Origin of the sequence: Motilimonas sp. 1_MG-2023, assembly GCF_030547455.1 — a bacterium.
Taxonomy (GTDB): domain Bacteria; phylum Pseudomonadota; class Gammaproteobacteria; order Enterobacterales; family CBDFNC01; genus Motilimonas.
In genome coordinates this window covers 1-20030 of sequence record NZ_JAUOPX010000021.1, presented here as the reverse complement: position 1 = coordinate 20030, position 20030 = coordinate 1, and the positions used below count along the sequence as shown (strand labels likewise).

The following is a 20030-nucleotide window of genomic DNA, read 5'->3' as shown; positions in this document are numbered from 1 at the left end:
TTTGTTTTTCAAGGGTATTCATTATAACTGTGTTTACAACTGCGTTTGCCACTCTTGCTTAGTCAGCATCGACATCGGCTTATTTTGTTGATGTTGGTAAACCACGTTATAAGCGAGCACACTTTGCACATAACCGCGGGTTTCCCTAAACGGAATGATTTCAACCCATACATCCGCGGCTAAACCTGGGCTATTGGCGCGCCATCTTTTTACCCGATTCGGGCCCGCATTATAGGCCGCACTGGCTAAAATACGGTTACCATTGTAATCATCCAGTAACCCTTTGATATAAGCACTGCCTAAGCGTACATTCACTTCGGGATCGTAAAGACTTGCCACTCCTTCGTATTTAACGCCAATTTTCTTCGCGGTATATTTCGCCGTTGCAGGCATTAACTGCATTAAACCACGCGCGCCAACGGGTGACCTTGCTTGAGCGTAAAAAGCACTTTCCTGACGCGCCAAGGCAAACAAGAAGCTACTGTCTACTTGGCGCTCTTTAGCAAACTTATTAAAAGTTGGCGCTTCCACTTGTGGGAAACGTTGCTCTACTAAATCCCAACTTTTTGTTTCAATGCTGGCTAACACAGCAAAATGCAACCAACCTTTTTCAAGGGCATATTGCCCTAAGTGATCAACAATGGGCTTAGGTTGACGACTAATTAGGTGACCCCATTCGGTGCGAGCGATGTTATCGGCGCCATGATAAAGTAACTCATTAATGCGTGCTAATACTGGCATTTTATCCGTTAACATCGCCTTGTTTAACGTCACCTTTTCAATATTTAAGCTATACGGCACCCCGAGCTGCTGAGCCGACATAAAACCATAATAACTGCGCTCTTTAGCGACTTCGGCAAAAAATACATTGGCAGCTTTATCACGACCTGCTTTTTTATTTAAGCGTGCTTGCCAATATTTCCAGCGTTCATGGTTTTTATCTGCTGGCGGTAGCAACTCAATCCACTTTAACGCGGTTGACCATTGTTGCTGCGCAAGGGCATAACGAATGCGCTGCTCAATCACAGTTGCATCTTGCCATTCCGCCAGTTGTTTATCAGCCCATTTAAAGGCTTTAGTCAAATCACGGTACATCACATACTGAATGATCTTTAACTCGAGTGACTTACGCTGCTCTTGGCTGAAGTTAAATTGCTTGTCATAATGGCGGTACGCTTTTAAAGCCCCCGCTGTAGATTTCGCAACTAAGCGATCTAAGCCTACTGCCACTATTTTGTCATTTGGCGACGTCTTTTGCTGATAATCATTAACGTTTAATAACAGCTTAGGGTTTGCATAAATACTGCTTAATTGCTCACCATAGGCTTGATGCTTACCGGTTAAACTTTTTTGCAAATAAGCCATTAACTTGGGCTTATTTGCCTTAAAAGCTAATAACATACGCTCAAAAATCAAATCCTGGCTTAGCTTTCCGGCTTGCTTCCAACTGGCAAACAATGGGTCACAAGCATCAGGACGTGATTGGCCAGACAGCCATAGCTTCTCGGCCCCCTCCCAAGCAATAGATTTATCACCTACTTGCAATTGGGCATTATAATAATGACACTGTAAGGCTATGTTGTTTGGCTGTTGTGGCTGTAATTTAAGAAAGCTGTGCCACTTCTCGTGAGCAGCAAGGCGAAACAAATATTGCCGCTCTAAGGTGTTAGCCAAGTAAGAATCTTGATTTTCTTGGCTGAAACGTTGCACCTTTTCTATCGGCAGAAAGCTAAGCTGACTTTTTAATGCGTTATATTCCAAAAAAAGTGCCAGTGGGTAATCATCACCAAGTTGTTTTCTCAGTTGCTCGGCATTGCCCCAATCTTTTTGTTTTTGAGCTTCCAACGCTTTGCTATATAAACTACGTTGCTCAGACAAGGAGCTAGCTTGGCTGAAACTCGTAAATAGCAATAAAATACTGACCAATGTAATACGCAAACGTCTCTCCTAAATGTCCTGAAAAATTAAATTAATGCTGCTGATAACAAGTTGCGAGTATAGTCAGATTTTGGCTGACTAAATAATGAATTTACATCTGACTCTTCTATTAGTTTGCCTCCTTGCATCACCATGACACGATGACATAGGGCGCGGATTACAGCAAGATCATGACTAATAAATAAATAACTTAACTGATACTTTTGCTGTAGTTTTTTTAACAATTCAATAATCTGTTTTTGCACCGTACGATCTAACGCTGAAGTAGGCTCATCTAGCACAATTAATTTGGGTTTTAAAATGATGGCTCGTGCAATCGCGATACGTTGGCGTTGGCCACCAGAAAATTCATGAGGATAACGCTGCGCCGCCTTTCCATCCAACCCCACTTCCAACAGCACATCACGCACCCGCGCCGCCACTTCATTGTTACTCAGCTGCTCATGTACCAGTAAACCTTCACTGACAATTTGTTGTACCGACATTCGCGGACTTAAACTGCCAAATGGATCTTGAAACACGATTTGTATTTCTTTACGTAAAGGAGCAAGTTGTGCAGAGTTTTTACCATCAAGCCTCTGGCCTAGGTAAGTCACTCGACCTTGACTGCTATTTAATCCAAGAATGGCCTGTGCCAAAGTGCTCTTACCTGAGCCACTTTCACCGACAATGCCTAAGGTTTCCCCTTTGTTTAAAGTTAAATTGATACCATCAACGGCCTTAAAGTAGTCATGAACGCGGCCAAACCAACCACTTTTAATAGGAAACCAAACCTTAATATCATCTGCTGATAAAATCGGCTCAGGTGCCACTAGAGCATCCATTTTTCCTATCGGCACTGCAGACAATAAGCATTGGGTGTATTCATGTTGCGGTGACTTAAACACATCCTGTGCGGCGCCCTGCTCTACCACCTTACCTTGACACATCACCACCACCTGCTCGGCGTAATGGCGCACAATATTGAGATCATGGGTAATCAATAAAATGGCCATGCCAAGCTTGGCTTGCAAGTCTTTTAGTAACTCTAATATCTGCTTTTGTATCGTCACATCAAGCGCGGTAGTAGGCTCATCTGCAATCAATAAATCGGGCTCATTGGCTAACGCCATCGCAATCATCACGCGCTGGCGCTGACCACCAGATAGCTCGTGGGGATAATGACCTAAACGGCGCTGCGCATCTTGAATACCAACCAACTCAAGTAATTCCAGCATTCGTGGCATGGCTTGCTGATACGTTAAGCCTTGATGTAACCAAAGTACCTCGGCTAACTGCTTGCCTAAAGTATGCAGTGGATTAAGGGACGTCATTGGCTCTTGAAAAATCATACTGATGCGCGATCCGCGTAGCTGTTGCATGTCCACGTCAGATTGCTCTAAGACATCAATATCGGCAAACTGAATTCGCCCTTGCGGGTGATAAGCACCATTTGGCAGTAATTGTAAAATAGACAATGCTGTTAACGATTTTCCACTACCACTCTCGCCCACTATCGCTAGGGTTTCGCCACGAGCTAGCTTAAAACTCACTTCTTGCACCACGGCTTTATCAGCAAAATTGACGCAAAGCTTATCTAAAATTAATAGCGGCTGATCTGTCATCACTGGCTTTGTCATCTTTGTCACTGGGGTCTCATTCATAATGCTTTCCTCGGATCAAAGGCATCGCGAGCCGCTTCACCAATAAAAACCAGCAGCACTAAAATAGTCGATAAAGAAACAAACGCCGTTATACCTAACCAAGGCGCTTGCAGATTAGCTTTCCCCTGAGCCACCATTTCTCCTAGTGAGGCAGAGCCCGGCGGCAAGCCAAAGCCAAGAAAGTCCAATGCGGTTAAGGTGGTTAACGCACCGGTAAATACATAAGGCATAAAGGTCATGGTCGCGATCATCGCATTGGGTAAAATATGCTTACTCATGATCACCCGATCTTTCACTCCTAACGCTTTTGCTGCCTTGATGTATTCCAAATTTCGGCCGCGCAAAAATTCCGCTCGTACCACACTGACTAAACTAGACCAACTAAATAGCAGCATTAACCCTAATAACCACCAAAAGTTAGGCTGCACCACACTGGCTAAAATAATCAGCATAAACAGCATGGGTAAGCCTTCCCAAATCTCAATAAATCGCTGACCTAGCAAATCAACCCAACCACCGTAATAGCCCTGAATCGCCCCCGCCGTAATGCCAATAACCGAACTGGAAAGGGTTAAAACAAGCGCAAATAACACCGAAATACGAAAACCATAAATCAGGCGCGCCACCACATCACGACCTTGATCATCGGTGCCCAGCCAATTAACATTATCGGGTTGCGATGGGGCTGGCTCAGTTAACGCGTAATTAATAGAATCATATGAAAATGGGATTAACGGCCACACCATCCATCCATCTTGATTAATCTGCTGTTGAATATAAGGGTCACTAAAATCGGTCCAAGTATCAAAATCACCACCATAAGTCGTCTCAGGATGATCACTTATAATCGGCATAAACAGCTGCTGTTGGTAATACACTAACACCGGCTTATCGTTCGCGATGACTTCAGCAAATAAACTCAGACCAAATAAAAACACGAAAATCCATAACGAATAGTAACCGCGTTTATTGGCGCGAAACTGCTGCCAACGACGCTGATTAATAGGGTTACTTTTAACTTCACTCCACCACTTCATCATTAGCTGCGCTCCGCAAAGTTAATTCGAGGGTCAATGATGGTATAGGCTATATCCGTGACCAATTTCAGCAAGAGTCCCACTAAGGTAAAAATATAGAGCGAACCAAAAATCACTGGATAATCCCGGTTCACCACCGACTCAAACCCTAATAAACCTAATCCATCAAGAGAGAAAATCACTTCTATCAACATCGAGCCGGTGAGAAAAATACCAATCAGCGCGGCTGGCATACCCGCTATCACCAGCAACATGGCATTACGAAAAATGTGCCCATACAACACGCGTTTCTCAGTGCAACCTTTGGCCTTAGCCGTCACCACATATTGCTTACCAATTTCATCTAAAAAGGCATTTTTTGTCAGCATAGTTAACGCGGCAAAACTGCCGATAACGGAGGCAGTAACCGGCAAGGCAAGGTGCCAAAAATAGTCAGTTATTTTGCCAACTAAACTAAGCTGGTCAAAGTTGTCAGAAGTTAAACCACGCAAGGGAAACCAGCTAAAGTAGGTCCCCCCCGCAAAGACCACAATCAACATGATAGCGAACAAAAAAGCGGGAATCGCATAACCCGTAATCACTAGCGTACTGGTCCATATATCAAACTGGGAGTTGTGCCGAGAAGCTTTTTTGATACCAAGAGGAATAGAAATTAAGTAAACCAACAAAGTAGTCCATAACCCCAACGAAATCGACACCGGCATTTTCTCAAGTAATAAATCAGTGACCTTAATATCGCGATAAAAACTATCACCAAAATCAAAGCGGGCATAATTCCATAACATCATAAAATAACGCTCAAGCAACGGTTTATCAAAACCATACTGGCGCTCAAGTTGAGCTATAAATTCAGGGTCGATGCCTTGGGCGCCGCGATAACTTGCATTAGCTTGGGTATTTCGGGTCATCAACTCACTGCTATTACCCGTTCCCATGCGATTAGTGGCATCGCCGCCAATTCCCTGAACTTTCGCAATGGCTTGCTCAACCGGTCCACCAGGCGCGACTTGAACAAGAAAAAAGTTAATGGTCATGATACCAATGAGGGTTGGGATCATCAGTAATAAACGGCGAAAAATATAACTACTCATGGGCATCCTCCTTGGAATGGCTTAATAGCGCACCCTGCTCTTTTGCCCACCAAGTATCTAAACCAATAGCGTAAGCAGGCTTTATCTTTGGCTGGCTAAACTTATCCCAATACGCAATTCGATCCGAGGGACTGTAGAATTGCGGCACCACAAAATGCAGATGCTGCAACACCCGATCTAACACCCGAGTACGCAGCACAAGTTCTTCACGAGTATTAGAACGAATCAGCTGTTGCACTAATTCATCAACAACAGGATTACATAAGCCGGCATAGTTGCGAGAGCCCGGCGTACTGGCCGCGTCACAGCTCCAATAGATTGGTTGCTCGTTTCCCGGTGAAATGGACTGCCCCTGACGTATAGTAGTGATATCAAAATCAAAGCTATTTAGCCTATTAATATATTGGGATACATCAACTAAACGAATTTCGCTAGCAATGCCAATGCGACTTAAGTTACGGCGATAAGGCTGGATAACTCGCTCGAAACTTTTGTCATAAACCAAAAATTCAAAGAACAGCTGATTACCCTGCTTATCCAGCATCTTTCCGTTTTTAAGTTGGTAACCCGCTTGCTCCATCAAAGCCACTGCTTGGCGCATTTGTGGCCGAATGTTACCGTCACCTTGAGTCGCGGGTGGTTGGTAAACTTGAGTAAACACATCTTCAGGTAAATGCTTTCGATATGGCTCAAGAATAGCAAGCTCAGCAGGGCTGGGTAAGCCCGTTGCTGCTAGTTCTGAATGGGCAAAAAAACTGTCACTGCGGGTATAAGCGCCATAGAAAAATTGCCGATTTAACCATTCAAAATCAAACATTAAACCTATGGCTTGACGCACTTCCCGCGATTTAAACTTGTCACGACGTAAATTAAAAAAGAAGCCTTGCATACCTTGCGGGTTGGCATCATCTACTAAACGACGAATAATTTTTTTATTATCAAACACTTCGCCGGTATAAGCCGTGGCCCAGTTTTTGGCTGAATACTCTTGATGATAATCAAATACCCCAGCCTTAAAGGCCTGGAAAGCTATCGTGGTATCACGAAAATAATCAAACACTAAGCGATCAAAATTATGCCGTCCTTTGTTAACGTTTAAATCAGCGGCCCAGTAATTTTTAACACGCTGGTAAACCACCTTACGCCCGGCATCAAACGAGGCTATTTTATAAGGCCCCGAGCCAAGGGGCACCTCTAGGCTTGAGCGAGAAAAATCACGTTGCTGCCAGTAGTGTTTAGGTAAAATTGGCAGCTCACCTAAGATAAGTGGCAACTCGCGATTATCGCCAGGTTTAAAGTCAAACCTGACCGTAAGGGGATCTATCGCAGTCACTTGATCAACCCCAGCGTAATAGGATTTATATTGCGGGTTGCCTTGCTCAATTAAGGTATTAAAACTGAAAATCACATCTTCACTGGTAATCGGGTGACCATCATGGAAGGTCGCTTTTGGATTTAAATAAAATGTCGTTGAACTAAAATCCTCGGCAACGTTAATCCCTTCAGCAATCAAGCCATATTTAGAAAATGGCTCATCATCAGATCGAACCATTAAGGTGTCATAAATCAAAAAATTACCATAAGCCGTGAGCAGCCCACTCTCATAGGTTCCTTTGACAATAAATGGATTAAATGAATCAAAGGTTCCTCGCGCAGCTTGGCGCATCGTCCCCCCTTTAGGAGCCTCGGGATTAACATAATCAAAATGACTAAAACCAGCTGGATACTTTAAGTCACCATGCATGGCAATGCCGTGTTGGGGAGGAAGATCAGAAGTGGTTGCAAAAGAAAAAAATGGGGCGGCTAAGCCCAACCACAGGCAACACCAAGTCAGTCGAATTTGCATCACAAGTAATACACCTTAAGGTATTGAAACGATATAAAAACAGTTAATTAAATCAACTGTAAATGTTTCATTCAACCATAGCTAATCAAAGGTGAAATGCAATCATCTTTACGCTAAGTTGAAACCAGATCGGCATTCTTGTAACAGATTGCTGGGATCTTAACCGTAAAAGCTAAAATCCCCTATATATGACGAGAGAAAGAGGTTAGATGGTTTTTAGCCGTTTCACATAACGGACAATGGCATCGCCCGTGATTGGCTTACTGGCAAGATACCCTTGGTAGAAGTTACATTCCTGCTTTTGTAAAAACTCTAACTGTTGACGAGTTTCTACACCTTCAGCTGTCACACTAAACCCCATATGCTTGGCAAGGGCCAAAACCGCCTCAACAATGGCCATATCACTGGCATCGCGTGGAATATCACGAATAAAGGAACGATCAATTTTAAGCTCATCAGCCGGTAAGCGCTTCAAATAAGACAAAGAAGAGTAACCTGCACCAAAATCATCCACTGAAAAGCTAATACCTTTTTCTTTTAACAGCGTCATTTTACGGATAGTTTCTTCGGCATGACCAAGCACCACAGATTCAGTAATTTCAAGGTTAAGATAGCTTGGCTCCATCCCAGATAAGTGCAACGCTTCTTCTACTTGCTCAACAAAATCAACATGGTGAAACTGCTTTGCACTAACATTCACTGCGATTTGCGGCAACTGAATATCCTGCTCGACCCACTTCATATACTGTTTACATGCTTCTAGTAACACCCAATAGCCAATTTCAATGATCAAGTCGCTTTCTTCCGCAATTGGAATAAATTCAACCGGACTGATCAGCATCTTACCTTCCGGCTGCCAGCGTACTAAGGCTTCAACACCAACTATTTCGCCCGTTTTAACCATATGCTGAGGCTGGAAATGCAGCAGTAATTCATTTTTCTCAATCGCTGAGCGCAGCGCATTATGGATAGTTAAGCGTTTATCCGCCTGCTTTTGCATGTCCATATCAAAGAACATTAAGGTTTTGCGCCCTGCTGATTTGGCTTGATACATGGCAGTATCAGCTTGCTTTAACAAGTCACTGGCATTTTGTTTTTTACCTGGAAATAGCGTGATGCCCACACTCGCACCAATATGAAGTATCTGCTCACCAAAATGATACGGCGCAGAAACGATCTGGATGAGGCGCTCACCCACAATATTAGCTTGCTGCTCAGCATGAGGTGGGTTTTCAGACAAATCCGGTAGCAGCAGCACAAATTCATCACCACCTAAACGGGCCAAAATGTCGCCATCGCGGATCATGTTACGTAATCGACTTGCCACTTGCTCTAAAATCCAATCGCCAGCGGCATGACCTAAAGAATCATTAATGGTTTTAAAATGATCTAAGTCGATAAACAGTAAAGCACCTATCATGTTGTGCGCCTGAGCATGTTCAAATGCATCAGACAAACTTTCAAGTAACATGCGTCGATTAGGTAGGCCAGTTAATTCATCATAATAAGCAAGATTTTCAATACGCTTTTCAGCAGCTTTACGCTCTGACATATCTTCAAAACAAATAACATAATGAGTGACGTTACCGTCATCATCACGCACTGAGGTAATGGTTTCCCACTGTGGGTACAGCTCGCCATTTTTGCGTAACCGCCAACACTCACCACTCCATTTTCCTTCTTCATCTAACTTCTGTGACAAAGAAATATCTTGGTCGCTACGACGCTCACCATTTAGGATGCTAATGTCTTGCCCTGCTACCTCATCAGCAGCATAGCCTGTTATTTCCGTAAAAGCATAGTTAACTCTTAAAATCAAAGCATTAGGGTCAGCGATAATGATACCTTCGTTGGTTTCAAACGCCACTGCAGAAAGCTTTAATTGTGCTTCGTCTTGTTTACGTACCAGCTCTGCCGACGCCCGTAAGGAAAATGTTTGCAGCAACACTTTTACATTGGCTTCATCCACAACCACATCGTCACTCATTAATACCAAGTAACCAATAATATGCTCGCGACCATTAATCAATGGCCAAGCAACATATCCTTCTACTGGCCAATCAACAAATTCACCACAATCGGGATAGTATTTTCCCACCTCTCTTTTAAAAATCTGCGGTCCCGCACTGGCCACTCTCTCGCAAGGGGTGCCTGCGGTATAAAAAATCATACTCTGCTGCAGTTCACCATCTTCCACCATCGCTAACGTACGCGCGGTATATTCCGATTCAATCTCGCACAACATCACGCTGCGCATTTTTAATGCTTTCGCTAATTCACTAACCAATGCATTAAAAAAGCCCTGTCCCGTTTCAGCCGAAATGGCACTGGCAATAATATCAATCAATCCTTCACGCTGTAGCCGCGCTTTTTCCTGCAGCCCACGTTGCGCCATTTCCATCACTCGCGCCGCCAACGCCGCCACAGATTTTAAAAATGCTTGCTCATCAATACTCCATTGACGCATTTTTCCAGCGGACTGACATAAAATAACCCCCTTAACCACACCTTCAGAAACAATACTGGTTTGGATACTAGAACTAATATGTTGGGGGACATCTAAGCTTTGGGTATGGGGAGCAAAAGCCATATCGCTGGCCACTATGGTTTTGTTTTCAGCAACGGACTTAAAAAAACTGGGATGATCTTGACGTAGTAATACCTCGCCGAGTTTGCCAAAGCCATCACCAGAATACTCAACGCAAGTAAGCGAAGACAAAGTCTCGTTAGCAATCCAAATGCTAATGTGTTGCAGCTGAAAAACAGGCTCTAAATGCTCCGCCAAGTGGGCAAAAAAATTAGCACTGTCACCTTGATGTAAAGCCGGATCGGTCGCTAAATGTAATAATAAGTTATTTTGCTGTTGACGGTATTCATTGGCACTGCGATATAAAGTTTGCTCGGTTGTTGTCGCCAAGATTTTCGGCTTGTTTAAACCATCAAATATGGGCTGACTGAGCATAGTCACCACCCAAAATTCCTCTCCTTCCGGGCTGAGCATTCGATATTCAAGTGGCGCAGGCGCTTCACCACGCCAAGCTTCGTCTAAAAAAACGCGAAATGTGGCTCTATCTTCTGGACAAACAAACGCAATAAGTTCACTGCTCTTTAGGGATGATTGTGCGGTAATTTTGGCCAGTTTAGTGGAATTGCAACCTTGAAAATAAATCTTGTCATCTGCAAAATCCCAATACCAAAAAACGCATTGCCCTTCGTACGGGTTAGCATCTGAGCGAGAGTCGACTAACTTGCTACTAGTGGTTTGCTCGGGAGAAGAGTCTAAATGATGGCTTTCTTCACTAGTAATATGGCCAGCCTTCTTGTTAAATAATCCTTTGAACATATACCAATAGCTTTTAGAACTTTAATACTATTATATTAACTTAGCCACACATCAATTAGGTGAGAAAATGTAGTTAATATGATTAATACAGCAAGAAAGAGAAAGAACTGACTAAACAATCGCCACTTCACCTACTTTGAGGAGCTATATCTCAAAACGATCTTAATCAGAAGAGTGATTTATTGCACAGGCACGCCTTGCTGAAGCACCACCTTATCCTTATTGATACTGCTACACCCCTTAACTTAAAACAAGGACAAAAAAGATATTCTGCAGCAGAAACAAGACCAGATCATAAAATAATTTCTTTATTCTCTTTGTAATGACAAAGAGTGATCAAGATCACTTTTTTATTTCTATAAAGTCGTAATCTGAAATGGAGCAACAGAAAATAGTTATCAAAAAGGGGCATTATTTATGACTATAGAAATTACTAGTAAACATATGGCTATCACTACCCCAATGCGTGAAAAAATAAGCGCTCGTTATGACCGATTAGAAAAAATGCAGCTACCGTTAATCAAACCACATTTCATCATTACTCAAGAGCCAAAAGGCTTTAAAATTGAAGCATCTATCGGCATTCCCAACGGAGATTTATTTGCCACTGCTACCCATGATGATTTGTACTGTGCCATTAATAAGCTGGGGCAAAAACTAGAAAAACAGCTGCATAAACACGTTGATAAACCGAATGCCCAACGCACTGCTATACATAAGCGCGTCGTAGAAGAAGAGACAGAAGCCGCCGCATAAAAACCAATTTGGTAAATATTAATAAAAACGACATAATAAACCTCCCTCTGGGAGGTTTTTTTATATTCAGGAAACAGTATGGCTAGCTTAGACTTAGAAGAAATTAGACGCACCATCACAGAACTCGATAGTGATTTATTAACCTTATTAGCGAAACGAAAAGCCATTGCCCTTGATGTGGCTCGCAGCAAACAAGCTAATCCAAGGCCAGTACGCGACCAAGAGCGTGAGCAAGCATTACTTGAGCGGCTAATTATTCAAGGTAAAGATCTTGGCTTAGACGCACACTATATCACTGAAATATATCACACAATTTTAGAAGACTCGGTTCGCTCTCAACAAGTTTACCTGCAGCAATTAGTTAACCCTGAGCATAGCCTGCCACAAATCAAGCTGGCCTTTGTCGCTGAAACTGAAAGTTTATTCGCTGGCATCAAGTACATCAATCGCCAAGGTAAAACCCTAGTGCAATGGCCATGTAAACATTTTCAACAAGCCATACAAGAAGTAGAACAAGGTTGCGCTGACTGTGCCATTTTACCGATCGAAAATACCAGTGCAGGCAGCATTAATGAAGTTTACGATCTGTTGCAACACACTCGCTTATCTATCGTCGGTGAAATTGTCGTTAATACCGAATATGCCTTGTACGCCAACCGTGAATTGCCAATAACGCAAATTGATACCTTGTACTGCACGCCACAAGTAGCACAGCAATCTAGCCACTTCATCCAACAGCTAGACAACATAAATATTGTTTATACCCTAACCAGTGCCCAAGCCGCCGAGCAAGTAAAAAACAACGCTCACGCCGCGGTTATTTGCAATATTGAAGAAGAGTTTTGCACTGAATTGGTTAACATAAAAAATCATATCACTAACCAACAAGAAAACCTTAGTCGCTTTATTTTGGTGGCGCGCAAAGCCATTAACGTGACCAGTCAAATTCCTGCTAAAACCACTTTAGTACTGGCAACGGGGCAAACAGCTGGCGCATTACTCAACGTTTTAAGTGTGTTTAAAAAATATAACCTGATCATGACTAAGCTAGAATCACGCCCAATCCAAGGCAATCCTTGGGAGGAAATGTTTTATATTGATCTAGCGGCTAATTTAGACAGCCCAGCCATGTCACAAGCATTAGCCGAGATAACCCCACAAACTCAATATCTCAAAGTGCTTGGCTGCTACCCAAGTAATGAAGTAAAAGCGACTCAGGTGCCCGGTGCCCAACTGGCTGAAATTCATCACAGTGCCGAATTGGTAACACCTGTGCCAGATAACGAATCGCACTCGGCGGCACTCAGTCTACTCAATCAAAAATTTAACCTAATTGCATGTGCCACAGTAATTAATGAAGATGATTTTGCCAACCAAGCACAGCAGCTGAAAAATGCCGGTGCACAGGCCATTTTAATTAACCAAGATACAACCCATTCAAACCAAAACCAGCAAGGACTATGGCAGGCATGCCAGCAACGGGCAAAGGCTCTTAACATATTACTCATTTTACCGGTGCACCAATTACATGAGCTTAATAACGCCGCCAAATATGCCGACTTACTTTATGTTGCGGGTGACCAAATGCATAACAGCGAGCTGTTAGAACAACTGGGCCGTCAGCACCGGCCTGTTATTTTAGTGCGAGGAAAAACAGCCAATAACGATAATTGGCTTAGCTGTGCAACCACCATTATGGAGCAAGGAAACCAACAAGTATTACTATGTGAACAAGGCCAATACCAAGGAGAGCACACCCAACTAAATTTAATGCAAACTTGCCGCTTAAAAGCGCATACATCATTGCCCATTTTAGTGCATGCCTTTGGCGACATAACCGACAATGAGTTTCTTTTATTTAATAAAGACTTATATGCATTAGGTTTAAATGGCTCTATTATTGATACTAAGCCCAATGAGTCAACGCAATTACAACGGTTAGGCGCATTGAGTAAGAAAGTGAACAACCTAAAAAAGCATAACGAATAGGCAGGAGCCAAAAATTTATGTGGTTACTTAACACCTCAAAAGGCGCATTCGTTCCATTATTGAGTTACAGCAAAGCAAGCCTGTTAGCCTGCTGCATGACATTGACCATGCAAGCCAACGCAGCATTAGCAGACAACGAAACAATCACAACAAGCCAAACTCAACAACAGAGTCCCGGTGCCACAACCGAGGTGTCAAGTACCACCAGCACAGGTTGTACTAACTCATTCAGCTATCAATTTTTTTACAAAAACAGTCATGTCGGAAATATTCATCGTCAACAAAAATGGCAGCGGCAACAAGCTGACATGACAACCTCAGGTAAAGTGTCATTTTTAATGTTCAACTTCACCGGTAAACATCAATCTAAGGTGTACTGGAGCAATACGCAACAGCAATACCTAACCCGAGAATTTAAACAAGAAGTAAAGGGCTTAACAGATACAAAAGTCAGTGCGTGGTTTAGTGATAATGGCTTAGTCAGTAAAGTCACCGCGAATGATGAAAAAACTGAGTACTCTGATTTCAATCAACCCATTTTAGACTTTGAGGCTATTTCTGCACAAATGCGTCAAAACCTGATAAACAACACGAAAGAATTCGACTTTCTGATGCAAAAGAGTGATGAATTAGGCCATTACTACTTCAGTGTTGTCGGTGAAGAAGAGCTTAATATACTAGGTAAAAACTATCGCACCATCAAAGTTCAACAAGTCAAAAAGAAAGACCGCAAGCTGTATTTATGGTTTGCACCAGAGCTGGACTACCAATTCGTGAAAGGCACTTACAAACGTAAGATTATTGATATCGAAGCCAAGCTAAGCAAGTTTGATTTAGGCTGTACAAAAACCAACAACTAGCTTTAATAAGACACTCTTTCAAAAGATAAAAATGAAAAAAGGAGCAAAAGGCTCCTTTTTCGTTTTCAGAGATGAAAGCGCAAAACGTATAGGGAAATATATTCTTATGCTTATCCAGAGTACAGGTTACTGACTAATCCTCTTGATAGTGACGACTATCATGAGCCTGCTGGAGTAGCGCCTTACTTTCTTTCATAAACATTTGCGCATAATCACCAAACCAATCACTTACCCGGTTAAACGATGCGACAAAAGCTTCTTTGTCTCCCGCTTCAAGTAACTTCACGCCCTCTCCTAGGGAATGATGATAAGCTTGGATCATCTTCAGGTTGTCTGGATTCGACATAATAATATCAGCATAGAGCTCAGGATCTTGCGCGAACAAACGCCCAACCATCGCTAACTCTAAGCGATAAATTGGCGATGATAACTCAAGTAATTGCTTCACATCAGCATTGACCGATTCCAAGTGCACGCCGTAAGCGAAACTAGTGAAATGGCGTAATGCTTGAATCAAAGTCATCGCTTCATCATGTGCCTGAGCACTGGTGCGATACAAGCGTGCCCCCCAAATTTGCATTTGGGTAATCAACCACTGGTATTGCTGCGCATCTCGACCATCACAGTAAGCAATCACTTGCTTAGCAAAACTTGAAATATCTGGGCCAAACATAGGGTGCAAGCCAACCACTGGACCAGAGTGTACATCCAGCATCGCCTGTAAAGGGCCTGATTTCGTACTAGTAATATCCGCTAGAATACAATCTTTGGGTAAATTACCTAACCGCGCAATGGTCTCTTGGGTAATTTCAATTGGCACCGCCACTAAGACCAAACCGGCATTGCCGAGTAAGTCGTCAGCGCGCTGCCAATCGTCTTTTTCTAGCACATCCACTTGATAACCAGACAAGCGCAACATGTTAACAAACAACTTACCAAGCTGGCCGCCACCACCGATGACAACAATATTACGCAACTGCGGATTCACTATCTTAAAGCCGTGATCATTTTCACTGGCATAAGATTCACGCATGGTGCGGCGTAGAATATCTTCAATCAGATCAGGTGGTACCCCTTTTTTATCTGCCTCTTCACGCCTTTTCGCTAACATAGCCGCTTCGCGATCGGGTGCATAAATTGGCAAGCCGTGTTCGGTTTTCACCTCACCGACTTGCGCAACCAAAGCGAGCCGTTGCGCCAATAAATCAACCAACTGCTGATCGACAGAATCTATTTGGTTGCGTAAATTATCTAGTGGATGCGCCATAAGCTTACCTATTATTGACCTAATCGCGCTTTTAGCGGAGCAACCAAATTGTCATTGGTTTTCTTTAACAACTCAGCCGTGGTATCCCAATCGATACAGGCATCTGTCACTGATACACCATACTTCATTTCTTCACGTGGTAAATCAGCGCTTTGATTGCCTGCATTAATATGGCTTTCAATCATCACACCAATAATCGAGCGATTACCCGCTTGAATTTGACTGATCACATTGTCACAAACCTTAGGCTGTAACTCATGATTTTTACTTGAGTTAGCATGGCTACAATCGACCATAATGGCAGGACGTAAGCCCGCTTTTTCCATTTCTTGCTCAGCTAACGCAACATTTACCGAATCGTAGTTAGGCTGCTTACCGCCACGTAAAATAACGTGACCATCAGGATTACCTTGAGTTTGTAGCAGTGCTACTTGACCTTCTTGGTTGATCCCCATAAAGCGGTGTGACGCCGCCGCCGATTGCGCCGCATTAATGGCTGTCGCTAAGCTGCCATCGGTACCATTTTTAAAGCCGACAGGCATTGATAGACCGCTGGCCATTTCACGATGGGTTTGTGATTCAGTCGTACGCGCGCCAATGGCTGACCAGCTGAATAGTTCAGCTAAATATTGTGGGCTAATCGGGTCTAACGCTTCTGTCGCTACAGGTAATTCTAATTCAGCGATCCAAGCCAGTAATTCACGACCTAGGTGCAAACCTGTTTCAACATCAAATGAATTATCCATATGTGGGTCATTGATAAAGCCTTTCCAACCAACGGTGGTTCTTGGCTTCTCAAAATACACTCTCATTACGATATACAGAGTGTCTTTATATTCATCATGCAATTTCTTTAAACGATAGGCATATTCTTTAGCAGCGTCTAGGTCATGGACGGAACAAGGACCACAGACGATCAATAAGCGATGATCTTTACCATGAATAATATCAGAAATGGTGTTACGTGCATCTTGCACAAATTGTAACGCTTTGTCTGATACAGGTAGTTTCGCTTTTAACTCTGCTGGCGTGATCAGAACTTGTTCTGAACTTATGTGAACGTTATTAATACTGTCTTTTTGCATGATAAACCCAACTTAAAATTTGTTTAGGATTGAAAAATGAGGCCTTAAAGAAACACATATTCCTTTGCCTCGCCTATCGTTTAACCAATCCGACATTGGTTATTTGTAGATAATTCAGCGCAAGCCGAGATGACAAAATACCAATCAGCGCCTGATTTGCAAGCCAGTTTTAGTTTTTATTAATTTTATGAACAAATTTCGAACTAACAAGGCACAGTAAAACTCAGTATCGATAGGGTTTTATGCGGGCTATTTAACAAAGTGATAAACAAAGCTGTTGTAAGATTAAGTAATCCTAGATGACTTCCCTTTTCCTATTTATTTCTTGGCGTTGACAACGCATTAAGCTCAAACGGGGTAAAAATCGCACTATGGCGCTTATTATTTCATTGATTCAACAACTCAGCGTATTTTTGGTGATCGCGTACCTTTTTAGTAAAACGCCAATATTTAAGCCATTGGTTTCGATCTCCGTGTCTTTGCCTCACAAAGTGGTTATTTACTTGGTGTTCAGTAGCTTTTGTATCATGGGAACCTATTTTGGTTTAGCAGTACAAGATGCCATTGCTAATACCCGTGCCGTCGGCGCGGTATTGGGCGGATTATTAGGCGGCCCCGTGGTGGGATTTTTTGTCGGCTTAACAGGCGGCTTACATCGTTATTCCATGGGGGGCTTTACCGATGTAGCATGCGCGATATCCACAACTTTAGAAGGATTAATGGGGGGGTTACTGCACCTGTACTTAGTGCGAAAACGTAACATAGAAGCCCTATTTAGCCCTTTGATTGCTTTTTTCATCACCTTAGCCGCCGAAGCAGTGCAAATGGCGGTCATCCTTATTGTGGCGAAGCCTTTTGCCCAAGCTTGGCAACTGGTCACCCTTATCGCCCCGCCGATGCTGATAGCCAACGCCCTTGGCGCCGCTTTGTTTATGCATATGATCCGCGATCAAAAGGCCATGTTTGATAAATTTTCCAGTGCATTTTCAGCCAAAGCCATGTTGATTGCCGAGCGTACAGTAGGAATAATGGCCAAGGGATTAACCCAGCAAAGCGCCGAGCAAATCGCCAATATTATCTTAGAGGAAACCAAGGTCGGTGCCGTTGCGATCACCGATAAAAAGCACATTTTAGCCTTCACTGGTATTGGCCATCAGCACCATAAACCCGGTCGAGCTATCAGCTCACCATTGACATTAGGCGCTATCAAAGACAACAAAATTGTGTTTGCCGATGGCGTGAATTTACCTTATCAGTGTAGTGTCGACAAACATTGCCGATTGGGCTCAGCAATTATTATTCCGCTACGCATTGGCGATGGTGAAGTCGTCGGCACCATTAAACTCTATGAGCCAAAACATAAATTGTTTCTTAACATCAATCGCACCTTAGGTGAAGGGATTGCAAAATTGCTCTCCAATCAAATCCTATTTGGCCAGTTTTTAGAACAAAAGCGTTTACTTACTGAATCAGAACTCAAGCTGATTCATGCCCAAGTAAATCCGCATTTTTTGTTTAATGCCCTCAACACCATCAGTGCAGTGACCCGAACCGATCCGGATAAAGCCCGCGAACTGCTGTTGTCTATGTCGCACTTTTTTCGCAAAAACTTAAAACGCAGCTGTGACATTACGCGACTAGAGGAAGAGCTTAAACATGTCGAAGCCTACCTCGCCATAGAGCGTGCTCGTTTTGGCGACAGGCTTGACGTTAAGATCAATATCAGCCCTGATGACTACTCTCTGAGCTTACCTTGCTTTACCTTACAACCTATTATTGAAAACGCCATCAAACACGGCACCTCTCACTTACTAGAGGGAGGTTGCATCACTATTGACTTAAACGAACACCCAAAGCAAGTATGCCTTTGTGTGCAGGATAACGCGGGCCTTTATCGCAGCAAAACCAGTGATGGTTTGGGCTTAGACATAGTCGATAAACGAATCAAAAATGCCTATGGTCAAGACTATGGTTTAAGCATTGAATGTGAGCCAAATGTTTACACTAAAGTGAATATTTACTTACCCAAAACCCTAACAAATACAAGCAAGGAGCCCCGCCCATGATCCGTTATTTAATCATTGATGATGAGCCCTTGGCCCGCGATGAACTCAAGCATTTACTTGAGCAAGAAAGCGAGTTTGAATTCGTCGGCGAAGCAGCCAATGCTATTGCCGGCTTGAGTTTAATTAATAAACTCAAGCCCGATTTGATTTTTTTGGATATTCAAATGCCAAAAATCACCGGCCTTGAACTCGCCAGCATGCTCGATGACAACCAACTACCACGCATAGTGTTCGTTACCGCCTATGATGAATACGCCATTAAAGCGTTTGAAAAAAAGGCCTTTGACTACATTTTAAAGCCTATTGAAGTATCGCGTTTACAGCAGACACTGACCCGCTTAAAACAAGATCACACACCTAAGCCGATGCTTTTTGATGACAAGCCTAACTTAACAGTCTTACCTTGCTACTATCACCACACCATTAAGCTGATCCAGCTGTCGGAAGTAGAATATGTGATGAGCGATCATAGCGGGATCCACGTCATTACCGCTACGGGACAAAGCCACACTCATCTCACTCTAAAAACCTTAGAAGAAAAAAGTGCGCTACTGCGCTGCCACAAGCAATACCTAATCGCCGAGCAAGCCATCAAAGAAATCCAACTACACGAGAATGCCAGCGCAGACATTATCACGCCGTCTGGTCATAAGGTGCCCGTTAGCCGACGCTATCTCAAAGCAATCAAACATCACTTTGGTATTCAAACAGGCTAACGCGTTATGAGATAACAATACCTGCATAAGTATCATCACTCACCAATCACAGGCCACAAGGTGCCCGTTAGCCGACGCTATCTCAAAGCAATCAAACATCACTTTGGTATTCAAACAGGCTAACTCGCTATGAGATAACAATACCAGCATAAGTATCATCACTCACCAATCACAGGCCACAAGGTCTGGTCATAAGGTGCCCGTTAGCCGACGCTACCTCAAAGCAATCAAACATCACTTTGGTATTCAAACAGGCTAACGCGCTATGAGATAGCAATACCTGCGTAAGTATCATCACTCACCAATCACAGGCCACAAGGTGCCCGTTAGCCGACGCTACCTCAAAGCAATCAAACATCACTTTGGTATTCAAACAGGCTAACGCGCTATGAG

13 protein-coding genes are annotated in these 20030 nt (G+C 43.1%); 5 read left to right on the top strand and 8 right to left on the bottom strand.

The genetic code is table 11. The features are described 5' to 3' along the window. Positions 1-33 precede the first annotated feature (33 nt). The 6 genes from Q4519_RS12205 to Q4519_RS12180 all read right to left on the bottom strand — a co-directional run bounded on the left by Q4519_RS12205 (position 34) and on the right by Q4519_RS12180 (position 10898). A complete protein-coding gene (locus Q4519_RS12205; RefSeq protein ID WP_303512559.1) occupies positions 34-1938 on the bottom strand; it encodes a transglycosylase SLT domain-containing protein in 1905 nt (634 codons plus the stop codon). A gap of 26 nt (positions 1939-1964) precedes the next feature. Beyond that, positions 1965-3581, bottom strand: a complete 1617-nt coding sequence (locus Q4519_RS12200; protein WP_303512556.1) for an ABC transporter ATP-binding protein — start codon at positions 3579-3581, stop codon at positions 1965-1967. After that, a complete protein-coding gene (locus Q4519_RS12195; protein WP_303512646.1) occupies positions 3578-4618 on the bottom strand; it encodes an ABC transporter permease in 1041 nt (346 codons plus the stop codon). Before Q4519_RS12195 ends, Q4519_RS12200 begins: the two co-directional genes overlap by 4 nt. 2 nt (positions 4619-4620) lie before the next feature. After that, positions 4621-5709, bottom strand: coding sequence for a microcin C ABC transporter permease YejB (locus Q4519_RS12190; RefSeq protein ID WP_232800137.1), 1089 nt, complete (start codon positions 5707-5709; stop codon positions 4621-4623). Further along, entirely contained in the window at positions 5702-7555 is a 1854-nt protein-coding gene (locus Q4519_RS12185; protein WP_303512644.1) for an extracellular solute-binding protein, read from the bottom strand. The genes Q4519_RS12190 and Q4519_RS12185 overlap by 8 nt, the downstream gene beginning before the upstream one ends. Before the next feature lie 205 nt (positions 7556-7760). Then, positions 7761-10898, bottom strand: a complete 3138-nt coding sequence (locus Q4519_RS12180; protein WP_303512554.1) for an EAL domain-containing protein — start codon at positions 10896-10898, stop codon at positions 7761-7763. Between the two features lie 417 nt (positions 10899-11315). On the opposite strand from Q4519_RS12180, the gene raiA reads away from it, so the two are divergent. The 3 genes from raiA (at position 11316) to Q4519_RS12165 (ending at position 14503) form a co-directional block, all read left to right on the top strand. Then, a complete protein-coding gene (gene raiA / locus Q4519_RS12175) occupies positions 11316-11654 on the top strand; it encodes a ribosome-associated translation inhibitor RaiA (RefSeq protein WP_232800136.1) in 339 nt (112 codons plus the stop codon). Positions 11655-11732: 78 nt separating this feature from the next. Continuing rightward, a complete protein-coding gene (locus tag Q4519_RS12170) occupies positions 11733-13643 on the top strand; it encodes a chorismate mutase (RefSeq protein WP_303512550.1) in 1911 nt (636 codons plus the stop codon). A 17-nt stretch (positions 13644-13660) separates the two neighbouring features. Then, on the top strand, positions 13661-14503 hold the full coding sequence (locus Q4519_RS12165) for a DUF3108 domain-containing protein (protein ID WP_303512548.1): 843 nt from the start codon (positions 13661-13663) through the stop codon (positions 14501-14503). Between the two features lie 133 nt (positions 14504-14636). Here Q4519_RS12165 and tyrA read toward each other — a convergent pair whose 3' ends face one another. Further along, positions 14637-15770 carry a bifunctional chorismate mutase/prephenate dehydrogenase gene (gene tyrA / locus Q4519_RS12160; RefSeq protein ID WP_232800133.1) on the bottom strand — a complete coding sequence of 378 codons (1134 nt, stop codon included), beginning with the start codon at positions 15768-15770 and terminating at the stop codon, positions 14637-14639. Between the two features lie 11 nt (positions 15771-15781). Then, positions 15782-16855: a 3-deoxy-7-phosphoheptulonate synthase gene (locus tag Q4519_RS12155; RefSeq protein ID WP_232800132.1), complete on the bottom strand. Its 1074-nt coding sequence runs from the start codon at positions 16853-16855 to the stop codon at positions 15782-15784. A 371-nt stretch (positions 16856-17226) separates the two neighbouring features. On the opposite strand from Q4519_RS12155, the gene Q4519_RS12150 reads away from it, so the two are divergent. After that, positions 17227-18921, top strand: a complete 1695-nt coding sequence (locus Q4519_RS12150; protein ID WP_303512540.1) for a sensor histidine kinase — start codon at positions 17227-17229, stop codon at positions 18919-18921. Beyond that, positions 18918-19637, top strand: a complete 720-nt coding sequence (gene btsR, locus Q4519_RS12145) for a two-component system response regulator BtsR (RefSeq protein ID WP_303512538.1) — start codon at positions 18918-18920, stop codon at positions 19635-19637. The genes Q4519_RS12150 and btsR overlap by 4 nt, the downstream gene beginning before the upstream one ends. Positions 19638-20030 lie beyond the last annotated feature (393 nt).

Coding starts and splice junctions, on each gene's coding strand:
- Q4519_RS12200 (WP_303512556.1), bottom strand. CDS start 3,581: ATGAATGAGACCCCAGTGACAAAGATGACAAAGCCAGTGATGACAGAT.
- Q4519_RS12195 (WP_303512646.1), bottom strand. CDS start 4,618: ATGAAGTGGTGGAGTGAAGTTAAAAGTAACCCTATTAATCAGCGTCGT.
- Q4519_RS12190 (WP_232800137.1), bottom strand. CDS start 5,709: ATGAGTAGTTATATTTTTCGCCGTTTATTACTGATGATCCCAACCCTC.
- Q4519_RS12185 (WP_303512644.1), bottom strand. CDS start 7,555: ATGCAAATTCGACTGACTTGGTGTTGCCTGTGGTTGGGCTTAGCCGCC.
- Q4519_RS12180 (WP_303512554.1), bottom strand. CDS start 10,898: ATGTTCAAAGGATTATTTAACAAGAAGGCTGGCCATATTACTAGTGAA.
- raiA (WP_232800136.1), top strand. CDS start 11,316: ATGACTATAGAAATTACTAGTAAACATATGGCTATCACTACCCCAATG.
- Q4519_RS12170 (WP_303512550.1), top strand. CDS start 11,733: ATGGCTAGCTTAGACTTAGAAGAAATTAGACGCACCATCACAGAACTC.
- Q4519_RS12165 (WP_303512548.1), top strand. CDS start 13,661: ATGTGGTTACTTAACACCTCAAAAGGCGCATTCGTTCCATTATTGAGT.
- tyrA (WP_232800133.1), bottom strand. CDS start 15,770: ATGGCGCATCCACTAGATAATTTACGCAACCAAATAGATTCTGTCGAT.
- Q4519_RS12155 (WP_232800132.1), bottom strand. CDS start 16,855: ATGCAAAAAGACAGTATTAATAACGTTCACATAAGTTCAGAACAAGTT.
- Q4519_RS12150 (WP_303512540.1), top strand. CDS start 17,227: ATGGCGCTTATTATTTCATTGATTCAACAACTCAGCGTATTTTTGGTG.
- btsR (WP_303512538.1), top strand. CDS start 18,918: ATGATCCGTTATTTAATCATTGATGATGAGCCCTTGGCCCGCGATGAA.